The organism is Comamonas sp. 23 (genome assembly GCF_049601575.1).
Lineage (GTDB): Bacteria > Pseudomonadota > Gammaproteobacteria > Burkholderiales > Burkholderiaceae_C > Comamonas > Comamonas squillarum.
Window position 1 is genome coordinate 4060519 of sequence record NZ_CP187127.1, and the last position, 21480, is coordinate 4081998.

The window sequence follows — 21480 nt, forward strand, 5'->3', positions numbered from 1 at the left end:
ATCGGAGACACACCATGCCGCATCTCGTCATCGAATACACCAGCAACCTGGAGAACTTTCCCGAGGCCCATCTGCTCGATGCCCTCAACGCCGCCGTCATCGCCAGCGGCCAGGTGCAAAACGAGCAGGACCTCAAGAGCCGCACCGTGCGCACCGAGCAGTTCGTCATTGGCGCCGACCCCACCGCCCTGCGCGGCTTTGTGCATGCCGAGCTGCGCCTGCTGGCCGGCCGCACGCCCGAGGCCAAGCGTGACCTGTCCGACCGCATCGGCGCGGTGCTGCGCGAGTTCACGCCCCACCCCGAAGGCATGCTGGTGCAGCTGAGCGTGGACATTGTCGACATGGACCGGGGGGCGTACTACAAGGGCACGCTGTAAGCAGCCTTCAGGGGCCGCGAGCTTCGCGGCACCGCCAATACAAAGGCCTGCCGTCTCTCTGAAGACGGCAGGCCTTATTCATGCAGAGGCGGTGCCAGGCAGCCGCCTACGCAGGGGTCAGTGCTCCAGAGGCATCTGGCCCTTGTTTTCCTTCTCGATGCGGATCTTGCGCATCACGCCATCGGTGGCCTCGGTGACGGAAAACTGCCAGCCATCGATCACCACCACATCGCCTTGCTGGGGCAGCGCGCCGTTGAACTCGGTGAGCAACCCGCCCAAGGTGGTGAAGGCATCGGCCGACGACACCAGCTCACTGGAGCCCAGCAGCTGCTGCACCATGTGCACATCGGCTGCGCCGCTGGCAATCCAGGTGTCGGGCTCCCCGTCCACCGCCTGGATCGTGAAGCTCTCGTCCTCGTCGGGAAACTCGCCGGCAATCGCCTCGAGCACATCGACGGGCGTCACCACGCCGCTCATCACATGGAACTCGTTGATCACGATGACCATATGGCCCTTGGACTGGCGCAGGTCGTTGATCAGCGCGATGACGCCAGCCCCCTCGGGCACCATCAGCGGCTTGCGGATGGTGGCCGGCTGGATGGCGCCATGCCGCATCAGGTCCATCAGCATGTCCTTGGCGCGCGCCACCCCCTGGAGCTGGTCCACATGGCCCAGGCACACCGGCAAATGGCTGTGCGGATTGTCAGCGAGCGAGCGCTGGATGGCCTCGGCATCGTCATCCAAATCAACCCAGTCCACGTCCGAGACTGGCGTCATGATCGAGCGCACCTTGCGGTCTGCCAGCGCCAGCACGCCGCTCACCATGATGCGCTCTTCGGGCGCAAAGGTCAGCTCGGCCTCGGCGGCGGCCGGGTCGTCCTGCGCATGCTCGGCCTGGGCATTGCCACTGCGCCCGGCCATCAGCGACAACACCTTGAGGGCCGTGCGCTCGCGCAGCGGCACGCGCTGCTCATGGCGGATCGCGTTGCGCGAGGACACCTGGTTGAAGGTCTCGATCAGGATCGAGAAACCAATGGCGGCGTACAGATAGCCCTTGGGCACATGGAAGCCCAGGCCTTCGGCCACGAGGCTGAAGCCGATCATCAGCAGGAAGCTCAGGCAGAGAATGACGATGGTCGGGTGCGCATTGACAAAGCGGGTCAGCGGCTTGGAGGCAAACAGCATCACACCGATCGAGATGATGACCGCTGCCATCATCACGCCCAGGTTGTTGACCATGCCCACGGCCGTGATTACCGCGTCGAGCGAGAAGACCGCATCGAGCACCACGATCTGCGCGACCACGGCCGAGAAGCTGGCGTAGACCGTGCTGCTGGACTTGCTCATGCTCACGCCTTCCATGCGCTCATGCAGCTCGGTCGTGGCCTTGAACAGCAGGAACAAACCGCCCAGCAGCAAGATCAGGTCGCGCCCCGAAAAACTGAGCGGCCCGACGGAAAACAGCGGTTGCGTGAGCGTGACCAGCCAGGAGATGGCGGTGAGCAGCCCCAGGCGCATCACCAGGGCCAGCGACAGGCCGATGACACGCGCCTTGTCCCGCTGGTGGGGCGGCAGCTTGTCGGCCAGGATCGCGATAAAGATGAGATTGTCGATGCCCAGAACGATCTCCAGCACCACCAAGGTGAGAAGACCAATCCATATCTGCGGGTCGGAGAGCAGCTCGATCATGCGGCGCTCCCTTCAACGGGCAGAGACACCGTCAGCGGTGTACTGGGGCTAGAACGAAAGAACAGCGACAGCGTGGTCGCACACGGGAGAGGCTCAGGGTCCGGGTTGTCGGGCATAAAATCCGAAGGGTTGCTAAACAGCCTCCATGGTAGCGTGCGGCAAAAAAACCCTGGGCCTCTGGCCCATTCGTCACGGTGGCGACATGCTGTGATTCTGCAGGCACCGGCCTTTTTGCCGGGCTCAGCCAGCCATTCCGGCCTGCGGCCCCACCGGCGCCTCACCCAACACCCGAGCCGGTATCCAGCCGCGCAGGCTGTTGAGAAAAGCCCAGGCCTCAACACGCGGCGCATCGCTCAGTGTTACCACCGCTTCCACCACCTGACCCGCCTCCAGCGCCAGGCGGCGCCCTACACCGGGCAACAAGCCGCAATGCAGCGCGGGGGTGACCCAGCGGCCATCGAGTTGCATGGCGATATTGCCCCGGGTGGTCTCGGTGATCTCGCCAGCCTCGTTCCACAGCAGGGTGTCAAACACGCTGCTGTCCTGCGGCGCCCAGCGCTCATAGTGCGCGCGGCGGCTGGTCTTGAAGCGCACAAACTCGCCATGCGCCTCGGCCAGTGGCGCAGGCGCCCATTGCAGCACCACCTGCGCGGGCGATGGCGGGCATGCAAAGGCTTCGGCCTGGAAAGTGCCCTGGGCATCAAGCAGCAAGCGCAGGCGCCACAGGCCTTGCGGGTGGGATGCAGCCAGCGCGTCCAAAGCCGCTTGCGCGGCCACCGCATCCCAGCGGTAGCCAAAATGCGCGGCCGCAGCGGCCATGCGCTCCAGGTGCAGCGCGGCATGGCGCAGCTGGCCACCGTCCAGCGCCAAGGTCTCGATCAGGCTAAAGGGCATGCTGGCCCGCTCCAGAAAAGCGCGCTTGTGCATCCATTCGCGCCACTCACCGTCGGCCGTCGCATCGGCAGTGATGCCGCTGCCAATACCGCATTGCAGTTGCGTGCCGCGCAAGGCCACGGTGCGGATCGGTACATTGAAAGTAGCGCGTATGCCCTCTGCGCCATCGGAGCGCACCACGCCCAGCGCGCCACAGTACCAGCCGCGTGGCTCCGTCTCCAACACAGCAATCGCCTGCATCGCCGCCCGCTTGGGCGCGCCGGTGACCGAGCCACAGGGAAACAAGGCCTGCAGCACATCGACCAGGCCGGTGCCCTGGGGCAGGCGGGCACGCACGTCCGAGGTCATCTGCCAGACGGTGGGAAGGGCCTGCAGCGCAAACAGCTGGGGTACCTGCACACTGCCCAGCTCGGCGATGCGCGCCAGATCATTGCGCAGCAGGTCGACCACCATCACGTTCTCGGCGCGCTCCTTGGCCGATGCGCGCAAGGCCTGGGCCTGGGCCTCGTCCTGCGCGGGGCTGGCGCCCCGTGCGGCGGTACCCTTCATCGGGCGGGTGAGGATGTCGCCTGCGCCCGCCTCCGGCTGATGCCAGTCGAAAAACAGCTCGGGCGACACCGACAGCAGTTGCTCCTCACCCCGGTCGATATGCAGCGCATAGCCACCGGGCTGGGCCTGCTGCAGCGCGGCAAACAGCGCGGCGCCGTCCACATCGCCGCCGCCAGGCAAGGCGCTATCGCCTTGCAGCTGCTGGGTGTAGTTGATCTGGTAATAAGCGCCGTCGCGGATATCGGCATGGATGCGTGCCATCTGCATATCGAACTGCGGGCGGGCGAGCGTGCTGCGCCATTGCACCTGCACGGCAGGCGTCTGTGCCTCAGGCAGCTGCGCGATGTCAGCAGCTGGCGCATCCCACACCGCAAACCAGGCCAGGGGCTCGCCGCTGAGCGCTGCCTGTGTGGGCAAATAGGGGTTCAGCGCGGTGGCGGCCTCATAGCGCAGACCACCGACGCAGCAGGCCCCGGCGCGCGCGGCCTGCTCCACAGCATCCAGCAAGGCGCGCAACGATGGCGCATCCTGCGCCTCCAGCACGCGGTCGGGACCCGTCAGGCTCAGGCGCAGGCGCTCCCGTTCGCCAGACAAAGGCTGGCCCATGTCGATGCGGGCAGAAAAGGGCTTGTGCGCTGTCATAGGGGCGCCAGCATAGCGGCCTGGCCTTGTCCTTGCAGCACAATAGCCATCTTGTCCGCTTCTCACGCCACACCTGTGCCCTCCGCCCCGCGCCGCGCCCAATGCCCCAACTGCCTGCGTCCGCTAAGCGCCTGCATCTGCGCGCTGGCGCAACCGGTGCAGGCTGCCACCCAGGTGCTGATCCTGCAACACCCGCTGGAGCTGCAAGAGGCAAAGGGCACCGCGCGCCTGCTGCACCTGTGCCTGCCGGGCAGCCAGCTGGTAGTGGGCGAGGCCTTTGACCCAGTGCAGCTGCAGCAATGGCTGCATGGCCCCTGGCCGGGCGCGCAGGCACCGCAGCAAACGCTGCTGCTCTACCCCCAGACGCCCGACCAGCCCGCCGCCTTGAGCACGGCGGCGGGCAGCGATGCGCCAGCAGGCATTCGGCGCCTGGTACTGATCGATGGCACTTGGCGCAAAAGCCGCAAGATGCTTTACGCCAACCCGCTGCTGGCCCAGTTGCCCCGCCTGGCGCTGACGGACACCGGGCCGGCCGGCTACCGCATCCGCAAGGCGCCGCGCGCGGGCCAATTGTCGACCCTGGAGGCCGCCGCGCTGGCGCTGCAGCAGCTGGAGGCCTGGCCCGGTGGCGCGCCGCCGCTGCAGGCGCTGCAGCAGTCCTTTGACGGGCTGATCGCACAATACGAACGCCTGCGCACGGCACACTGAGCGATTGGCGCCCTGGCGACAATGCGCCCGCCTGCGCCCCCGTGGGTGAACGCGCACTCGGACATACTCCAGACCAAGCTGTTTTTTTATCTCTGACGGAGCCCTTGCATGAAGTTCTCGACCCTCACCCTGCTCAGCGCTGCGCTGTGCGCCGCCGGCCTGGCACAGGCCGCTGCCCCCTCGGATGCCAGCGTGCAAAAGGCCAGCAGCGCCAGCCTGCGCGAATGGATCGAGGTGCTGGCGCTGCCCAATGACTCGAATGTGGCGGCCGACATCGAGAAGAATGCGCAGTGGTTCAAGGCGGCGCTGGACAAGCGCGGCTTCCAGACCCAGCTGCTCCCCAACCAGGGCAAGCCCATGGTGCTGGCCACCCTGCCGCCCGTGCCCGGCGCCACCAAGACGGTGCTGTTCTACGCCCATATGGATGGCCAGGCGGTGACGCCGGCCGAATGGCAGCAGGAGAGCCCCTGGAAGCCGGTGCTCAAGGAACGCCAGGCCGATGGATCCTGGAAAGAGATTGCGCTCGACCAGCTCTACGGCGCCGAGCCCAACCCCGAGTGGCGTGTGTTTGGCCGCTCCTCGTCCGATGACAAGGCCCCCATCATCATGCTGATGGCCGCCCTCGATGCGCTGAAGCAGCAGGGCCTGGCGCCCAGCACCAATATCAAGATCCTGCTCGACTCCGAAGAGGAAAAGGGCTCGCCATCGCTGGGCGGTGTCATCAATGCGAACCTGGATGCCTTGAAGGCCGATGCACTGCTGGTGCTCGATGGCCCCATGCATGCCAGCAACCGCCCGACCCTGGTATTTGGCAACCGGGGCGTGGCCCAGGCCACCTTGACCATCTATGGCCCGAGCCAGGATCTGCACAGCGGCCACTATGGCAACTATGCCGCCAACCCCGCGTTCACGATGGCGCAGCTGCTCGCCTCGATGAAGGCGCCCGATGGCCGCGTGCTCGTCAAGGGCTACTACGACGGCATCCGCTTTGATGCCCCCACCCAGGCCGTGATGCAGGCCGTGCCCGATGACGAAGTCGCGCTGCGCAAGCGCCTGGGCATTGCCCAGGCCGAGAAGGTGGGCAACAACTACCAGGAGTCGATGCAGTACCCCTCGCTCAATGTACGCGGCCTGCAAAGCGCCGATGTAGGCGCCAAGGCCCGCACCGTGGTGCCCGCCCAGGCGATTGCCGAGCTGGACCTGCGCACGGTCCCCGAGACCCCACCCGAGCGCCTGCTGCAGCTGCTCAAGACCCATATCGAAGGCCAGGGCTTTACCTTGATCGAGGGCGAGCCCAGCGCCGAGCAGCGCGCCCAACACCCCAAGCTCGCCAGCCTGAAGATGGGCGGCGTGTCGGCCTCGTCCAGCGCCGTGCGCACCGATCTGAACGCTCCCATTGGCGACTGGCTGCGCCAAGGCATGCAGCAGGCATGGGGCCAGGCCCCTGTGCAGATCCGCATGATGGGCGGCACGGTCCCCACCGGCGCAGCGGTGCAGGCGCTCAAGGTGCCCTTTGTGATCGTGCCCATGGTCAATGCCGACAACAACCAGCACAGCAAGAACGAGAACATGCGCCTGGGCAACTACTTCGATGGCGTCAAGAGCCTGGCGTCCATCCTGAGCCAGCCCTGGAAATAAGCACAAAAAAAGGCCCCCCAAGTGCATGGGGGGCCTGCGGTACCGGGCCGGGCCGGGGCGCTCAGCCCAGCTCAATCCAGCTCAACCCCGCTCTGATCAGCGCTGGGCCGGCACGCCATCCTTCCATTGCGGCCAGTCCTTGACGACGGTGTCGACAAAGACGCCGCCGACGGCCGCCACATTGGCCACCGTCTCGGCAAAGCCGCCCGCGGTTTCGCCGGGCTTGGGGTCCAGGTGGGCCTGGGTGGTTTCCTGCGGGTTGCCCTGGTCAAAATTGACCGAGCCGCGCAGGCTCAGAACGCGGTCCGTGCCATGGCTGCGCTTCAAGACCAGCGCAATGGCGGCGGCCTCCATCTCGGTGGCGACATAGTCGTCCGCACCGTAGAGCTTGGCAATGTACTGCGCCTCTTGGGACAGGCCAGGGCCGTGGAAGAAGGTGTCGCCCGTCATGTGCGTGCCCACATGCACGCTGGGCGCCTTGCGCGCGGCCGCATCGGGGTAGCGCAAGCGGTAGCGCTGGGCTGCATCGCTGTCCTGCAACGGCACGGCGCGGCTCATCGCATAGGCGGCCTGGGTCAGGGCCGGGTTCAGCGCAAAGCGGCGGTAGTCTTCATAGCCCTTGCGTGGCATGAACACTGGCGCACCGGCCTGGCCCTCTTCGGGCGCCCAGCGGTGGCCCAAGTCGTAGTCAACCAGCCAGCTGCCCCAGGTCACATCGCCAATGGTGCCGCGCGAAGGCGGGGTGCCGGCCACGCCGCTGATCACATAGTAGGCTCGGTCAAAATTGAACTGCGGGTTCAGCACGATGGCCTGCATCGACGCCGAGGCATTGACCTTGCCCATGCCCAGCACACTGCCGCAAACCCCATCGGCATTGCAGAACACCGGCCCCAGCGCGCCGGGCACCTGGATAGGCCGGGCATCGCGGAAATAGCGCTCATACCAGTGCTGGAACTCACCGGCCCGGTCACCGGTGTTGGCACCGATCTCGAACATGGCCGCGACAAACACCTTGACCTGGACCGGCGGCGCGGCCTGCGCGGTCTGGGCCGCGCTGCGGCCGGTGCTGGCGCAGCCGGACAGCAGCGCCAGCAGCAAGGCGCTGGCGCACAGCGGACGGGCGAGAGAGCGAAGCGGGGCACGGGACATGGGGCATTTCTCCTGGGTCAGATCACCGGCCTATCACTGCGGCCCGGCATGCTGCGCATTGTAGGCCGGCAGGCTGGCTGCAGCCTGGGCCAGGGCGGTCAGCAAGGCATCGACTTCGGGGACCGCTGCCCGGTGCAGCGGCAGCAGCACCTGTGTGCGGAACGGAATCGAAAAAGCCAGCGGCCGCTGCACCAGGCCCTGGCCCATGCAGGCCTGCGCGGTGAAGGGGTTCACGATCGCCAGGCCCAGACCGTTTTGCACCATCGCGCATACCGCCACTGCGCTGTGCGTCTCCAGCAGCATCTGCCGGCCCACGCCGGCATCGGCAAACACCTGGTCGATCTGGATGCGGTAAGGATCGCCCTCGGCCAGGCTGATAAAGGCCTGGCCCGCGAAGTCGGCGGGCTGCAGCCGCTTCTTGCGCGCCAGCGGGTGGCCTGCGGGCAGCACGGCCACCTCATCGACCGCCGGCAGCGCCACAGCGCGCGTGCCCGCTGGCGCCTCGCCCTGCTCGGTCAGCCCCAGGTCATAGCGCTGGGCGGCCATCCACTGCTGCAACAGCGGCGCCTCCTGGGTGGCAACACTGACCGCCACCGGCCCTTGCGCCTGCTGCATGCGCGCCAGCGCCGCCGGCAGCAGCGCATGGCTGAGCGCAGGCATGCTCAGCACACTGATACGCGCCGCCTGCGGGCGCGACAGGGCCACTGCCCGGTCAATCACCCGGTCGAGCCCCTGCCAGCTGCGCTGCACCTCTTCCCATAGCGCCAAGGCGCGTGCATTGGGCCGCAGCCTGCCTTGCACCCGCTCAAACAGCGGGTAGCCCAGCAGCTGCTCCATGCGGGCCAGATCGCGGCTCACCGTCGGCTGGGAGCTGAACAGCAGTCCCGCCGCGCCGGTCACGCCCCCGGCCAGCATGACGGCGCGGAACACCTCGATATGGCGGTGCTGCAGCCGCGGCGCTGAGGGGCTGGGCTCCGGATGGAGATCGGAAGCGGATGGGACCGGGGCTGGCGGACGGGGCATGGCGGCTGGGCAACTCGAGAAAGACATATCCATTATGAATGACATCCCGATAAATAAGCATTAGACCAAATACCCTGCCCCAGGCACACTGGCAAGCTGTTTTTCCGATTCCACACCTTCCGGCACACCGACTATGAGCAACCCCTTCTCCCCCGATCTGCTGTGGCAGCTGGCCGATGACTTCAACACCCCGCTGTGGGTCTATGACGCGGCCACCATCAGCCAACGCATCGCCGAGCTCCAGGCATTCGACACGGTGCGCTTTGCGCAAAAGGCCTGCTCCAACATCCATGTGCTGCAGCTGATGCGGGCGCAAGGCGTCAAGGTTGATGCGGTCTCGCGCGGCGAAGTGCTGCGCGCGCTGGCAGCCGGCTACCAGGGCGGTTTTGGCGAGCCCTCCGACATCGTGTTCACCGCCGATGTGATGGACGAGGCCACGTTGGCCACCGTGGTCGAGCACCAGATCCCCGTCAATGCCGGCTCCATCGACATGCTGCACCAGCTGGGCCAGGCCTCGCCCGGCCATGCGGTCTGGCTGCGCATCAACCCCGGCTTTGGCCATGGCCACAGCAACAAGACCAATACCGGTGGCGAGCACAGCAAGCACGGCATCTGGCACAGCGACCTGACGATGGCGCTGGCGGTGATCGCCGAGCGCGGCCTGCAGCTGGTGGGCCTGCACATGCATATCGGCTCGGGCGTGGACTACGGCCACCTGCAAGAGGTCTGCGGCGCGATGGTGCAGCTGGTCGAGCGCACCCACGCCGCCGGCCACCGCCTGCAGGCCATCTCGGCAGGCGGCGGCCTGTCCATCCCCTACAAGGACGGTGACGCCACCATCGACACCCAGCACTACTTTGGCCTCTGGGATGCGGCGCGCAAGCAGGCTGAGGCGCTGGTGGGCCACCACCTGGGCCTGGAGCTGGAGCCGGGCCGCTACCTGGTGGCTGAATCGGGCGTGCTGCTGGGCACGGTGCGCGCGACCAAGGATGCCGGCAGCAACCACTTTGTGCTGGTCGATACCGGCTTCAACGAGCTGATGCGCCCGGCGATGTACGGCAGCTACCACGCGATGCATGTGCAGCGCCGTGGCGCCGGCGTGCTGCCTGTGCAGCGCGAGGCCGTTGTCGCCGGTCCGCTGTGCGAATCCGGTGATGTCTTCACCCAGGGCGAGGCCGGCGTGGTGCTGCCCCGTCCGCTGGGCGATGCGCAGGTGGGCGATCTGCTGGTGATCCACGACACCGGCGCCTACGGCGCCTCGATGTCCAGCAACTACAACAGCCGCCCACTGGCCGCCGAGGTGCTGGTCGACAACGGCCAGGCGCGCCTTATCCGCCGCCGCCAGACGGTCGAAGAGCTGCTGGCGCTGGAACTGGGCCTCTGATCAGCGCGGGGCCGCGCGCCATGGCGCCATTGCCGCGTCCAGGCGCGGGGACTGCATGGCCCCGACATTGCAGCGCGACCAGCGCGAGGTCGCGCTGCTGTCCAGGCTGAACACCCGGCCCGGCGCCATCGTCACCTGCCGGGCCCGCAGTTGCTCGGCCAGTTGCGCGGAATCCTCGCAGCCGGGAAAGGCCGCCCACAGATACAGAGACTGCTCGCTGCGCGCAAACACCTCGCAGCCCTGGCGGTCCATCCAGGCCAGCGCCTGAGCCGTGGCCTGGCCCAGGCGCCCGCGCAGCCGCACCAGGTGCCGCTCGTACTGGCCTTCGCGCAGCATCACATCGACCATGCGCTCGCAGTACTCCGAACCACTCACATGGATGAGGCTGCGCAGATCGGCCAGGTCACTGGCCAGATCGGGGTGGCAGGCGATAAAGCCCACCCGCAGCGCAGCCGAGAACGACTTGGAAAAACTGCCGATGTAGATCGTGCGCGCCAGCTGGTCCAGCACCGACAGGCGTGTGGCCGAAGTTGGTTTGAAATCAGCCAGCGGGTCGTTTTCGACGATCAGCATCTGCTGCTGGCCGGCCAGCTGCAAGATGCGCCAGGCCTTGGCGGCGCTCAGGTCCGAGCCCGTGGGGTTGTGCGCCAGCGACTGGGTAAAGAAGAGGCGCGGGCGCTCGGTCTGCAGCAGCCGCTCCAGCGCCAGCACATCCGGGCCATCGGCCTGGCGCGGCACACCCAGCACGCGCGCGCCGGCCAGCTTGAGCTTGCCAAACAGCAGGTAGTAGCCCGGGTCGTCCACCAGCACCGTCGTGCCCGGCGTCACCCAGTGGCGGATGACCAGGTCCAGCGCGTCATTGGCCCCCTGCGTCAGCAGCAGCTGCTGGGGCGTCACCGCCAGGCCGAACATGCCCAGCTTGCGCACCAGGCTGTCCCGCAACGGCGCATAGCCCAGGCGGCTGCCGTAGCGGAACAGCGCGCCCAGCCCCGTACGCACCACTTGGTGGTGGTAACGGTCCAGGCGCATATCGGCCAGCCAGTCCACCGGCGGAAAACCATCACCCAACGCCAGCGCATCGGGCTGGGTCTTGAGCTGCTCGCGCATCAGCCAGACCACATCCATCGCGCGCTGCAGCGGGGCGCTGTCTTCGGCCGCAGGCACGGCTGCCACCGGGCGCTGGGCCAGCACATAAAAGCCCGATCCCCGCCGCGCCTCGACCAGGCCGCGCGAGACCAGCAGCTCAAAGGCCGCCACCACGGTGTTCTTGGCATAGCCATGCAGCTGCGCCAACGCGCGCAGTGACGGCAGCTTGTCACCCGCGCGCAGCACGCCATCGGCCATCTGCCGGCCCAGCATCGCGGCCAGGTTTTCTGCAATCGAGGCCTTGCGGCCAGAGGCTGGGGGCATGGGCGCTCCTTGGGGAAGACCAGGCGCCGATGCTGCAATGCAGCAGCACTGTCCCGGCAAACTGTACCTGTCTAGAAGGGTACAGTTTAGGTAGATTGGTGGCTCTGCGTTTCGCATTCCTCAAAAAATCACCAGGAGACACCGATGGCCACCGATTCCCGTCTGCCGCAGTTCCGCGCCCTCAGCCCCGCCCAGCGCTGGGATGTCATCGCCAAGGCCTGCCAGCTGAGCGCCGAAGACCACGCGCTGCTGGCCCAGCCAGGGGCCCTCCCCACGAACGTGGCCGACGGCATGATCGAAAACGTGATCGGCACCTTTGAGCTGCCGATGGGCGTGGCCAGCAATTTCCAGATCAATGGCCGCGATGTGCTGGTGCCGCTGGCGGTCGAAGAACCCTCGATCATCGCGGCGGCCTCGTACATGGCCAAGCTGGCACGCGAGGACGGAGGGTTTCAGACCTCCAGCACCCAGCCGCTGATGCGCGCCCAGGTGCAGATAGTCGGCATCCAGGACCCCTATGGCGTGCGGCTGGCGCTGTACCAGGCGCGCGAGCAGATCCTGGCGCTGGCCAACAGCCGCGACAAGGTGCTGATCGGCCTGGGCGGCGGCTGCAAGGACATCGAGGTGCATGTCTTCCCCGACTCACCCCGGGGCCCCATGGTGGTCATGCATCTGATCGTCGATGTGCGCGATGCGATGGGCGCCAACACCGTCAACACCATGGCCGAATCGGTCTCGCCGCTGGTCGAGCAGATCACCGGCGGCGCGGTGCGGCTGCGCATTCTGTCCAACCTGGCCGATCTGCGCCTGGCCCGCGCCCGCGTGCGCCTGACGCCCAAGACGCTGGCGACTGCCGAGCGCAGCGGCGAAGAAATCATCGAGGGCGTGCTCGATGCCTACACCTTTGCCGCCATCGACCCCTACCGCGCCGCCACCCACAACAAGGGCATCATGAACGGCATCGACCCGGTCATCGTCGCCACCGGCAACGACTGGCGTGCGGTGGAGGCCGGCGCCCATGCCTATGCCAGCCGCAACGGGCGCTACACCTCGCTGACCACCTGGGAGAAAGACGGCAGCGGCGCGCTGGTGGGCACCATCGAGCTGCCCATGCCCGTGGGCCTGGTGGGCGGCGCGACCAAGACGCATCCGCTGGCGCGCCTGGCGCTGAAGATCATGGATGTGACATCGGCCCAGGAGCTGGGCGAGATTGCCGCGGCCGTCGGCCTGGCGCAAAACCTGGGCGCGCTGCGGGCGCTGGCCACCGAAGGCATCCAGCGCGGCCACATGGCCTTGCATGCCCGCAATATCGCGCTGGTGGCCGGGGCCGTGGGTGCCGAGGTCGACCAGGTCGCCAAGCGCCTGGCCGCCGAGCACGATGTGCGCACCGACCGCGCGCTGGAGGTGCTGGCCGAACTGCGCGCGCGCTGAATCGGGCTGCGGTCCCGCCGGTCACCAAGTTGACTGCGGCCGCGCCCGCAGCCCCCCTGGCGCACAGGGCTTGCGGTACGCTGGGAGCCTTTGCGCATTGCTGCGCACCGCCAGGAGATTTCCATGTCATCGCAAACAGCCCAGCCCGTCGTCGGCCTGATCGGGGTCGGCCTGATGGGCCACGGCATCGCCCGCAATGTCGCCGCCAAAGGCTTTCAACTCTATGTGCTGGAGCATCCTGGGAACCAGCCGCTGACCGAGCTGCTCAGCCTGGGCACACGCACCTGCCAAAGCCCGGCCGAACTGGCCAGCCACTGCGATGTGGTGATCCTCTGCGTGACTGGCTCGCCCCAGGTCGAAGCCGTGCTGACTGGCGAGCAAGGCCTGCTGTCGGCACTGCGCCCCGGCACCGTGGTGATCGATTGCTCGACAGCCGTGCCCGCATCGACGGTGCGCATGGCCCAGGCCGTGCAGGCTGCGGGCGGCAAGTTCATCGATGCACCGATGACCAAGACCTCCAAGCAGGCGCATGACGGCCAGCTCAATCTGCTCGTCGGTGGCGATGCGGCCGTGCTGGCCCAGGTGCAACCGGTGCTGGCCACCTTCACCAGCCAGGTCACCCATGTCGGTGCACTGGGCGACGGACACCGCATGAAGCTGCTGCACAACTTTGTCTCGGTGGGCCAGATGAGCCTGCTGGCCGAGGCCACCGCCTGCGCGCGCAAGCAGGGCATGGACATGCAGGCCTTCCACAGCGTACTGGCTGCGGGCGGCGGCGCGGGCGTGGCGCTGGACCGGCTGCAGTCCTATATCCTGGCCGATGACCCCTCGGGCATTGCGTTCTCGATCTCCAACGCCGCCAAGGATTTGAGCTACTACGCCACGATGGCCCACGATGCGCAGGCGCCCAGCCTGATTGCCGATGCGGCTGCGACCACCTTGCAGGACCAGGTCCAGGCCCGGCATGGCGATGCCATGCTGCCGGCCTTGATCGGTCTGCTGGCCAAGGCCTGAAGCGCGTTGTTCAGGGCCCCGCTTATTCAGCGCGGGGCTCGCGCCCCATCAACGCCTGCACCACATCGGGGGCTGACAGGCTGCCGTCGAGCAAGGCCACGACGGCGGCCGTGATCGGCATCTCCACGCCCAGCTTCTGGGCGCGCTGCAGCACCGTGCGGGCGCTGTAGACGCCTTCGGCCACATGGCCGAGCGACTGCACCGCCTGCTCCAGGCTCTGGCCCTGCGCCAGCAACAGGCCGATCTTGCGGTTGCGCGACAGGTCGCCCGTCGCCGTCAGCACCAGATCGCCCAGGCCCGACAACCCCATGAAGGTATCGGTCTGCGCGCCCAGCGCCACACCCAGACGTGTCATCTCGGCCAGGCCGCGCGTCACCAGCGCGGCGCGGGCATTCAGCCCCAGGTGCAGGCCATCACACAAGCCTGTGGCAATGGCCAGCACGTTCTTGACGGCGCCGCCCACTTCGACCCCGCTGATGTCCTCATTGGCATAGACGCGCAGGTTGTCGCCATGGAAGGCCGCGACCAGCGCATCGCGCACATCGCCATGGCGGCTGGCCGCCACCAGGGCCGTGGGCTGGTGCTGGGCCACTTCCTGCGCAAAGCTTGGGCCGCTCAGCACGCCGGCGTGCAGCGCGGGCGCCACCTGGGCGCAGACCTCGTTGCCCAGCAGCCCATGGCTGCCGGCAGGGGCATCGGCGGGCACGGCTTCAAAACCCTTGCTGAGCCAGGCCACCGGCACCTGGCAGTCGCGCAGCATCGTGAGGCCGCCGCGCAGTGCCGCCATCGGCGTGCCCAGCACGATCAATTCAGCCTGGGCCACCAGGGGCTGCAGATCGCCGCTCGTCACCTCCAAGGCATCGGGCAAGCGGATGCCTGGCAAATAGCGCTGGTTCTCACGGCTGGTTTGCAACTGGCCCGCCTGCTGCGCATCGCGCGCCCACAGCTGCACGCGGTGGCGTGCGGCAGCATGCATGGCCAAAGCCGTTCCCCAGGCACCGGCGCCAATCACCAAGATCTTCATAGCCACAACCCCTTCTTACATCAACTCAAACGGTGGCGCTGCCTGCAGCTGCTTACCCAGCAGATACAACAAAGGCCTTGCAACCGAGACTGCAAGGCCCTTGCGTTGGCAGCAAGCGATTACTGGGCCAGTGCGGCACCTGCGCCAGCGCCATTGGCCTGGGCTTGTTGCTGTTCGTACATGGCCTGGAAGTTGATTTCCGCCAGGTGCACAGGCGGGAAGCCGGCGCGGGTCACGATGTCTGCCACGTTGCCGCGCAGGTAAGGGTAGACGATCTGTGGGCAAGCCACGCCGATCACGGCCCCCATCTGGTCGTCAGGGATGCCACGGATCTCGAAAATACCGGCTTGCTTGGCTTCCACCAGGAACACGGTCTTGTCTTCGATCTTGGTCTGCACGGTGGCGGTGACCGCCACTTCGAAAATGCCATCGGCCACCGGGGTGGCTTCCACGCCCAGCTGGATGTCCACGCTCGGCTGGGTTTGCTCCAGCAAGATAGCTGGCGAGTTGGGCTGTTCCAGCGACGCGTCCTTCAGGTACACGCGTTGAATTTGGAACACGGGATTTTCTTGATCCGCCATGGTTGTCTGTCTTTCGCTAGAAAAAGGAATGGAGTGCAGCTGCGATGCCGCCCGGTGTGTGCGCCCCTCGCATGCAGCCTGCCATTATGCAATGGCAAAGTGTCAGCATGGAAAAGCCCGGGCGCCCGCCGGCCAGTGAAGGGATGCGCGGGCTCAGGCTTGGAGCAAGGGGGTCAGCTCGCCGCGCTGGTCCAGCGCAATCAGGTCATCGCAGCCGCCGACATGGGTCTCGCCAATGAAGATCTGCGGCACGGTGCGGCGGCCGGTCGTCTCCATCATTACCGCACGCTGGGCCGGATCGGTGTCGATGCGGATTTCTTCAATCTGCTCCACGCCTTTGGCTTTGAGCACTTGCTTGGCGCGAATGCAGTAGGGGCAGACGGCGGTGGTATACATCTTTACAGCTTGCATCGGAGTGTCCTGCGGCGGCGGCCTGCACAAGGCCGCCAGCTCTGTAGTGGGTGTCTAAAGCCAGTATCTGGGGCCATGAACCCCAAAAATCAAGCCTTCTTGAGCGGCATGCTGGCAGCGCGCCAGCCCTTCATGCCAGCGGCCAGGGCCTGCACATTGGTGTAGCCCAGCTTCTTGGCCACGGCCACGGCACGCTGCGAGCGCTGGCCCTGTGCGCAAACGAGAATCAGCGGCAAGGCCTTGTTCTTGACGACCGAGGGCAGTTGCGCTTCGAGCTGGTCCAGCGGCACATTCTTGGCATTGGCGATATGGCCGGCGCCGAATTCCTGCGCGTCCGACACATCCACCACCACGGCTTTTTCGCGGTTGATCAGTGCCACGGCGTTGGCGGGGCTGAGCGTGCCGCCTCCCATGTTCTTCATGGCGGGCATCATCAGCATCGCGCCCGAGCCCAGTACCAGCACGATCAGATACCAGTTGTCGATCAGAAAGTTCACACAAGTCCCTTGTCAAAAAATGCTCAAACAGCCGCACATTCTAAAAGGGCCACCATGCCGCTGCGCGGCAAAAGCCTTTAGCACCACCCCCAACGCGCACCAGGCGCTGCCTGGCAAGCTCTGCAAGCGCCCTGGGATTTAAGCCTGCCTCTACAATCGGCGCCATTGTGAATGCGGCGGGCTGCCCAGGCCCCTCTAGCGCCACCCGCCAGCGACACGCACCGATTTTTGACTATCGCACGAGGATTGCATGTACAAGCTTGTCCTGATTCGCCATGGTGAATCGACCTGGAACCTGGAAAACCGCTTCACCGGCTGGACCGATGTGGACCTGACCGACACCGGCGTGGCGCAAGCCAAGCAGGCTGGCCAGTTGCTCAAGGCCGAGGGCTATGACTTCGATGTGGCCTACACCAGCGTGCTCAAGCGCGCCATCCGTACGCTGTGGCACACCCTGGACGAGATGGACCGCACCTGGCTGCCGGTGCAAAAGTGCTGGCAGCTCAACGAGCGCCACTATGGCGCGCTGCAAGGCCTGAACAAGGCCGAAACCGCCAAGAAGTTTGGCGATGAGCAGGTGCTGGTCTGGCGCCGCAGCTATGACACCCCGCCGCCCGCGCTGGAGTCTACCGATCCACGCAGCGAGAAAACCGACCGCCGCTACGCCGGTGCTGCCAACCAGGTGCCGCTGACCGAATGCCTCAAGGACACGGTCGAGCGCGTCGTGCCGTTCTGGAACGAAGCCATTGCGCCAGCCATCCAGCGCGGCGAGCGGGTGGTGATCGCCGCCCACGGCAACTCCATCCGCGCGCTGATCAAGTACCTCGATGGCGTCTCCGACAGCGACATCGTGAACCTGAACATCCCCAACGGCATCCCGCTGGTCTATGAGCTGGACGCCAGCTTGAAGCCGCTGCGCCACTACTACCTGGGTGACGCCGAAGCTGCCGCCAAGGCCGCTGCTGCAGTCGCCTCCCAGGGCAAGGCCTGATCCGACGGGCAGCCCACCCAAGGGCGGCCCCGTAGGCCCCGCCGGGAACTACTGGCCATGCCTGGAGTCCGAGCCAGGCAGCGTCGGTGCGGTAGACAGGCGGGGCACGCAGCCCCCATCGCGGCAAAAAATGCCAGCGCCGCCGAACCAGATCGGGCCCCCGCCCTGATCGGCAGGCGCGCAGAAGTTCTTGGTGTCAGCCGATGCCGCTTGCCCGCGCCAGCGGGCGGCCGGCGAAAGTAAATACTTGTCTTAGCACCCGAAAACCGCTGCTGCGCCGCACCAGCGCAGGCGCTTGGGTGTATATTGGCACGCTATAGAAAGTTGCGAGCATATGGGCCAAAAATTGAAGATTGCCGGTTGGGTTTCACTGGGCGTGGTCGCCGGCGCGCTCACCACTGTGTCTTTGCAGACGGTCGCAAGGGGCGTGATGTCGCCCATGCCACTGGAAGAAATCCAGCAGCTGTCGGCGGTGTTCGGCCTGATCAAGACCGACTATGTCGAGCCGGCCGATGACAAAAAGCTGATCACCGATGCCATCTCCGGCATGGTCTCCGGGCTCGATCCCCACTCGCAGTACTTCGACAAGAAGTCTTTCCGCGAGTTTCAGGAAGGCACCAGCGGCAAGTTCGTCGGCGTCGGCATCGAGATTACCCAGGAAGACGGGCTGATCCGCATCGTCTCGCCCATCGAAGGCTCACCGGCGGACCTGGCCGGCCTCAAGACCAACGACCTGATCACCAAGATCGATGACACGGCGGTCAAGGGCCTGTCGCTCAACGATGCGGTCAAGCGCATGCGCGGCGAGCCCAACACCAAGGTGGTGCTGACGATTCTGCGCAAGGACGAGAGCCGCAGCTTCCCCGTCACGATCACCCGCACCGAGATCAAGACCCAGTCGGTCAAGGCCAAGATGATCGAGCCGGGCTACGGCTGGGTGCGCGTCTCGCAGTTCCAGGAACGCACGGTCGACGACTTCGTGCGCAAGGTCGATGACCTGTACAAACAGGACCCGAACTTGAAGGGCCTGGTGCTGGACCTGCGCAATGACCCCGGTGGCCTTCTGGATGCGGCCGTGGCCATCTCGGCGGCCTTCCTGCAGCCCAATGTGACCGTGGTGACCACCGATGGCCAATTGGCCGAGAGCAAGGCGATCTTCCGCGCATCGCCCGAGTTCTACGCGCGCCGCGGCAGTGACCCGATCAAGTCGCTGCCCGCTGCCATCAAGAACATTCCGCTGGTGGTGCTGGTCAACGAAGGTTCGGCATCGGCCTCCGAGATCGTCTCGGGCGCGCTGCAGGACCACAAGCGTGCCACCATCATGGGCGCCCAGACCTTTGGCAAGGGCTCGGTGCAGACCGTGCGCCCCCTCGGTCCGGACACCGGCATCAAGCTGACCACGGCGCGCTACTACACGCCAAGCGGCAAGTCGATCCAGGCCAAGGGCATCGTGCCCGACATCATGGTCGACGAGTCGGCCGAAGGCGATTTGTTTGCCGCGCTGCGCACCCGCGAAGCGGATCTGGAAAAGCACCTCTCCAGCGGCCAAGGCCCCGAAGTCAAGGACGAAGCCCGCGAGAAGGCCCGTGAAGCGGCGCTCAAGCGCCTGGACGAAGAGAGCAAGAAGCCCGCCTCCGAGCGCCGTCCGCCCGAGTTCGGCTCGGACAAGGACTTCCAGCTGCAGCAGGCCTTGCACCAGCTCAAGGGTGAGCCCGTGCAGGTGAGCCAGACCAAGACCGAGCGCCCGGCCGAGAAAAAGGACGAGGAAAAGACCAGCACGAGCGACAAGCCCGCAGAGTCCACCACGGACGACACCAAGCTGCCGCCCGCTAGCGAGCCCAAGAAGTAAAGCCGTCAAGCTGTAGCGCCCAACCTTCGTTGCGCTGCGTCAAAAGGCCGCAAGCAGAGTTCCTGCTGCGGCCTTTGTTTTTTCCGACAATAAGCCCATGAACGACGAGCAACTTTTGCGCTACTCCCGCCATATCTTTCTGGATGAGGTCGGCATCGAAGGCCAGGAGGCCATCCTCGCCGCCCATGCGGTGGTGATTGGCGCGGGCGGCCTGGGCAGCCCGGCAGCGATGTACCTGGCCTCGGCCGGCGTGGGCCGCATCACCTTGGTCGATGACGACACGGTGGACCTGACCAATTTGCAGCGCCAGATTGCCCATACGACCGAGCGCGTGGGCCAGGCCAAGGTCAGCTCCTGCGCAGCCAGCCTGCAGGCCATCAATCCGCATGTCCAGATCCATACGGTGCAGCAGCGGGTCGATGCCAAGCGGCTGCAGACCTTGGTGGGCGATGCCAGCGTGGTGCTGGACTGCACCGACAACTACCGCACGCGCCAGGCCATCAATGCCGCCTGCGTGGCGCTGGCCAAGCCTTTGGTCAGCGGCGCGGCCATCCGCTTTGATGGCCAGATCAGCGTGTTTGACAGGCGCCACAAAGGCGCTGCCTGCTATGCCTGCCTGTTCTCGCCCGAAGAGCAGTTCGAGGAAGCCAGCTGCTCGACAATGGGGGTATTTGCACCCTTGGTGGGCATTATCGGTACGATGCAGGCTGCAGAAGCGCTCAAACTCATTGCCGGCATTGGCCGCAGCCTCGATGGGCGTCTGATGATGCTCGAGCTCAAGGACATGGAATGGAGCACGATGCGGGTCAGCCGCAACCCGCAATGCCCCGTCTGCGGTGAGCAACACCTTTGATATCTCAGCTTATTATTTGTTTTATGTATACAATAATAGACAAACAATAAACCTACGAGGCCTTGTCCTACTTAGGCCATCCTTTCAGACCGATGGCGTGCCTACGGCTTGTTGCTATCATTGTTACGGTAAGACACACCCGTGTAGCCGTATATGCATCGCCGTTTGAAAACTTATTTGGTTGAAGACAACAAGACCATCCGCGACAACCTGATAGCCACGTTGGAAGACCTGGCCCAGGTGGAGACCGTGGGGCATGCCAGCACCGAATCTGACGCCACCAGCTGGCTCAGCAACCCTTCGACCGACTGGGATCTGGCGGTGGTCGATATCTTCTTGCTCGAAGGCAGTGGCCTGGGTGTTCTGGAAAAGCTCCAGGAACGCGCGCCACACCAGCATCTGGTCATCCTCAGCAACTACGCCACACCCAGTATGCGCGAGCGCTGCGCCCAGCTTGGCGCCAACCGGGTTTTCGACAAATCCGAAGACATCGATGCGCTGATCGACTACTGCGTGGAGCGTACATCCCAGCTGCAGTGAGGCCACCATGAGGCCCACCATTTGGCCCTGCAGACAACCACAAAAAAGCGGCCCAAATGGGCCGCTGGTTTTGCACGGCGCTGCGCGCTCAGTCGATCAGCCCGTTTTTCAGCGCGTAGTAGGTCAGGTCGCTGTTCGATGCCAGGCCCATCTTCTCCATCAAACGCGTGCGGTAGGTGCTCACGGTCTTGACGCTGAGCGAGAGCTGGTCGGCAATATTGCCGGCCGTCTCACCCTTGGCCAGCTTCAAGAACACCTGAAATTCGCGCTCCGAGAGCTGCTCGTGCGGGGGCGCATCCTCTTTGCGATGCAGCTGCTGGGCCAGCAGATCGGCCACTGCCGGCGTCAGGTAGCGCTTGCCCAGCGAAATCGTGCGCAGCGCCTCCACAATCTCGGATGGGTCGCACTCCTTGTTGAGGTAGCCGCTGGCGCCTTGGCGGATCAGGTTGATCGCATAATGGGCCTCGGGGTAGCCGCTCAGGATCAGAATGCCCATGTCGGGCGCCTTGGCGCGCAGCATGGCCAGCGCATCAATACCGCTTTGGCCGGGCATGGACAGGTCCATGATCAACACGTCGATCTCTTCCTTGCGCACCAGGTCAATGGCTTCACGGCCGTTGGCCGCCTCTCCTACGACGCGCAGATCGACATGCTCGGCCAAAAATTGCTTGAGGCCCGAGCGCACAATCGCGTGGTCATCGACGATACCAACTTTAATCATATATCCCCTCATGCAGCGCAGACTGCAGCACCGGCCCCATGCTGGCGCTGCCCGAAGTTTGCTCTATTATCACTCGCATAAACCAAAAACCATCAAAAAAGGAAG

At 65.6% G+C, this 21480-nt stretch carries 20 protein-coding genes; 10 read left to right on the top strand and 10 right to left on the bottom strand.

What is annotated here, in order from left to right; genetic code table 11:
• The first annotated feature begins 14 nt into the window (after positions 1–14).
• Positions 15–377, top strand: a complete 363-nt coding sequence (locus ACPEE1_RS18380) for a 5-carboxymethyl-2-hydroxymuconate Delta-isomerase (protein WP_116924726.1) — start codon at positions 15–17, stop codon at positions 375–377.
• Between the two features lie 117 nt (positions 378–494).
• Here the strand turns inward: ACPEE1_RS18380 and ACPEE1_RS18385 are convergent, their stop codons facing one another.
• Positions 495–2063: a TerC family protein gene (locus ACPEE1_RS18385; protein ID WP_116924912.1), complete on the bottom strand. Its 1569-nt coding sequence runs from the start codon at positions 2061–2063 to the stop codon at positions 495–497.
• Between the two features lie 243 nt (positions 2064–2306).
• Entirely contained in the window at positions 2307–4151 is a 1845-nt protein-coding gene (locus tag ACPEE1_RS18390) for a chorismate-binding protein (protein ID WP_116924725.1), read from the bottom strand.
• Positions 4152–4202: 51 nt separating this feature from the next.
• On the opposite strand from ACPEE1_RS18390, the gene ACPEE1_RS18395 reads away from it, so the two are divergent.
• Both ACPEE1_RS18395 and ACPEE1_RS18400 read left to right on the top strand, forming a co-directional pair.
• Positions 4203–4859, top strand: coding sequence for a tRNA-uridine aminocarboxypropyltransferase (locus ACPEE1_RS18395; RefSeq protein WP_260718975.1), 657 nt, complete (start codon positions 4203–4205; stop codon positions 4857–4859).
• Positions 4860–4967: 108 nt separating this feature from the next.
• Positions 4968–6497, top strand: coding sequence for a M20/M25/M40 family metallo-hydrolase (locus tag ACPEE1_RS18400; protein ID WP_116924723.1), 1530 nt, complete (start codon positions 4968–4970; stop codon positions 6495–6497).
• 96 nt (positions 6498–6593) lie between these two features.
• Here the strand turns inward: ACPEE1_RS18400 and ACPEE1_RS18405 are convergent, their stop codons facing one another.
• On the bottom strand, positions 6594–7646 hold the full coding sequence (locus ACPEE1_RS18405; protein WP_182345111.1) for a purine-nucleoside phosphorylase: 1053 nt from the start codon (positions 7644–7646) through the stop codon (positions 6594–6596).
• Positions 7647–7679: 33 nt separating this feature from the next.
• Positions 7680–8669 carry a LysR family transcriptional regulator gene (locus tag ACPEE1_RS18410; protein WP_116924721.1) on the bottom strand — a complete coding sequence of 330 codons (990 nt, stop codon included), beginning with the start codon at positions 8667–8669 and terminating at the stop codon, positions 7680–7682.
• 133 nt (positions 8670–8802) lie between these two features.
• Here ACPEE1_RS18410 and lysA point away from each other — a divergent pair, with 133 nt between their 5' ends.
• Positions 8803–10053, top strand: coding sequence for a diaminopimelate decarboxylase (lysA, locus tag ACPEE1_RS18415; protein WP_116924720.1), 1251 nt, complete (start codon positions 8803–8805; stop codon positions 10051–10053).
• Here lysA and ACPEE1_RS18420 read toward each other — a convergent pair whose 3' ends face one another.
• Positions 10054–11463: a PLP-dependent aminotransferase family protein gene (locus ACPEE1_RS18420; RefSeq protein ID WP_182345110.1), complete on the bottom strand. Its 1410-nt coding sequence runs from the start codon at positions 11461–11463 to the stop codon at positions 10054–10056.
• A 144-nt stretch (positions 11464–11607) separates the two neighbouring features.
• Here ACPEE1_RS18420 and ACPEE1_RS18425 point away from each other — a divergent pair, with 144 nt between their 5' ends.
• Together ACPEE1_RS18425 and ACPEE1_RS18430 are read left to right on the top strand one after the other, a co-directional pair.
• Entirely contained in the window at positions 11608–12894 is a 1287-nt protein-coding gene (locus ACPEE1_RS18425; protein WP_260718972.1) for a hydroxymethylglutaryl-CoA reductase, degradative, read from the top strand.
• A gap of 117 nt (positions 12895–13011) precedes the next feature.
• Positions 13012–13908: an NAD(P)-dependent oxidoreductase gene (locus ACPEE1_RS18430; RefSeq protein ID WP_409935214.1), complete on the top strand. Its 897-nt coding sequence runs from the start codon at positions 13012–13014 to the stop codon at positions 13906–13908.
• Positions 13909–13930: 22 nt separating this feature from the next.
• On the opposite strand, the gene ACPEE1_RS18435 is transcribed toward ACPEE1_RS18430, so the two are convergent.
• The 4 genes from ACPEE1_RS18435 to ACPEE1_RS18450 form a co-directional block, all read right to left on the bottom strand.
• Complete coding sequence (locus tag ACPEE1_RS18435) at positions 13931–14932, bottom strand: NAD(P)H-dependent glycerol-3-phosphate dehydrogenase (RefSeq protein ID WP_116924717.1); 1002 nt, start codon at positions 14930–14932, stop codon at positions 13931–13933.
• A gap of 119 nt (positions 14933–15051) precedes the next feature.
• Positions 15052–15513, bottom strand: a complete 462-nt coding sequence (secB, locus tag ACPEE1_RS18440; protein WP_116924716.1) for a protein-export chaperone SecB — start codon at positions 15511–15513, stop codon at positions 15052–15054.
• A gap of 153 nt (positions 15514–15666) precedes the next feature.
• Complete coding sequence (grxC, locus tag ACPEE1_RS18445) at positions 15667–15924, bottom strand: glutaredoxin 3 (protein ID WP_116924715.1); 258 nt, start codon at positions 15922–15924, stop codon at positions 15667–15669.
• An 89-nt stretch (positions 15925–16013) separates the two neighbouring features.
• Positions 16014–16421 (bottom strand): rhodanese-like domain-containing protein, encoded by a 408-nt coding sequence (locus tag ACPEE1_RS18450; protein ID WP_423934316.1) that lies wholly within the window; start codon positions 16419–16421, stop codon positions 16014–16016.
• A gap of 250 nt (positions 16422–16671) precedes the next feature.
• On the opposite strand from ACPEE1_RS18450, the gene gpmA reads away from it, so the two are divergent.
• The 4 genes from gpmA (at position 16672) to ACPEE1_RS18470 (ending at position 20654) form a co-directional block, all read left to right on the top strand.
• Complete coding sequence (gpmA, locus tag ACPEE1_RS18455) at positions 16672–17412, top strand: 2,3-diphosphoglycerate-dependent phosphoglycerate mutase (protein ID WP_116924713.1); 741 nt, start codon at positions 16672–16674, stop codon at positions 17410–17412.
• 334 nt (positions 17413–17746) lie between these two features.
• Positions 17747–19261: a S41 family peptidase gene (locus tag ACPEE1_RS18460; RefSeq protein WP_116924712.1), complete on the top strand. Its 1515-nt coding sequence runs from the start codon at positions 17747–17749 to the stop codon at positions 19259–19261.
• 97 nt (positions 19262–19358) lie between these two features.
• Entirely contained in the window at positions 19359–20114 is a 756-nt protein-coding gene (locus ACPEE1_RS18465; RefSeq protein WP_116924711.1) for a HesA/MoeB/ThiF family protein, read from the top strand.
• Positions 20115–20267: 153 nt separating this feature from the next.
• Positions 20268–20654 carry a response regulator gene (locus ACPEE1_RS18470; RefSeq protein WP_021026241.1) on the top strand — a complete coding sequence of 129 codons (387 nt, stop codon included), beginning with the start codon at positions 20268–20270 and terminating at the stop codon, positions 20652–20654.
• A gap of 88 nt (positions 20655–20742) precedes the next feature.
• Here ACPEE1_RS18470 and ACPEE1_RS18475 read toward each other — a convergent pair whose 3' ends face one another.
• Positions 20743–21375 (bottom strand): response regulator, encoded by a 633-nt coding sequence (locus ACPEE1_RS18475; protein WP_021026242.1) that lies wholly within the window; start codon positions 21373–21375, stop codon positions 20743–20745.
• Positions 21376–21480 lie beyond the last annotated feature (105 nt).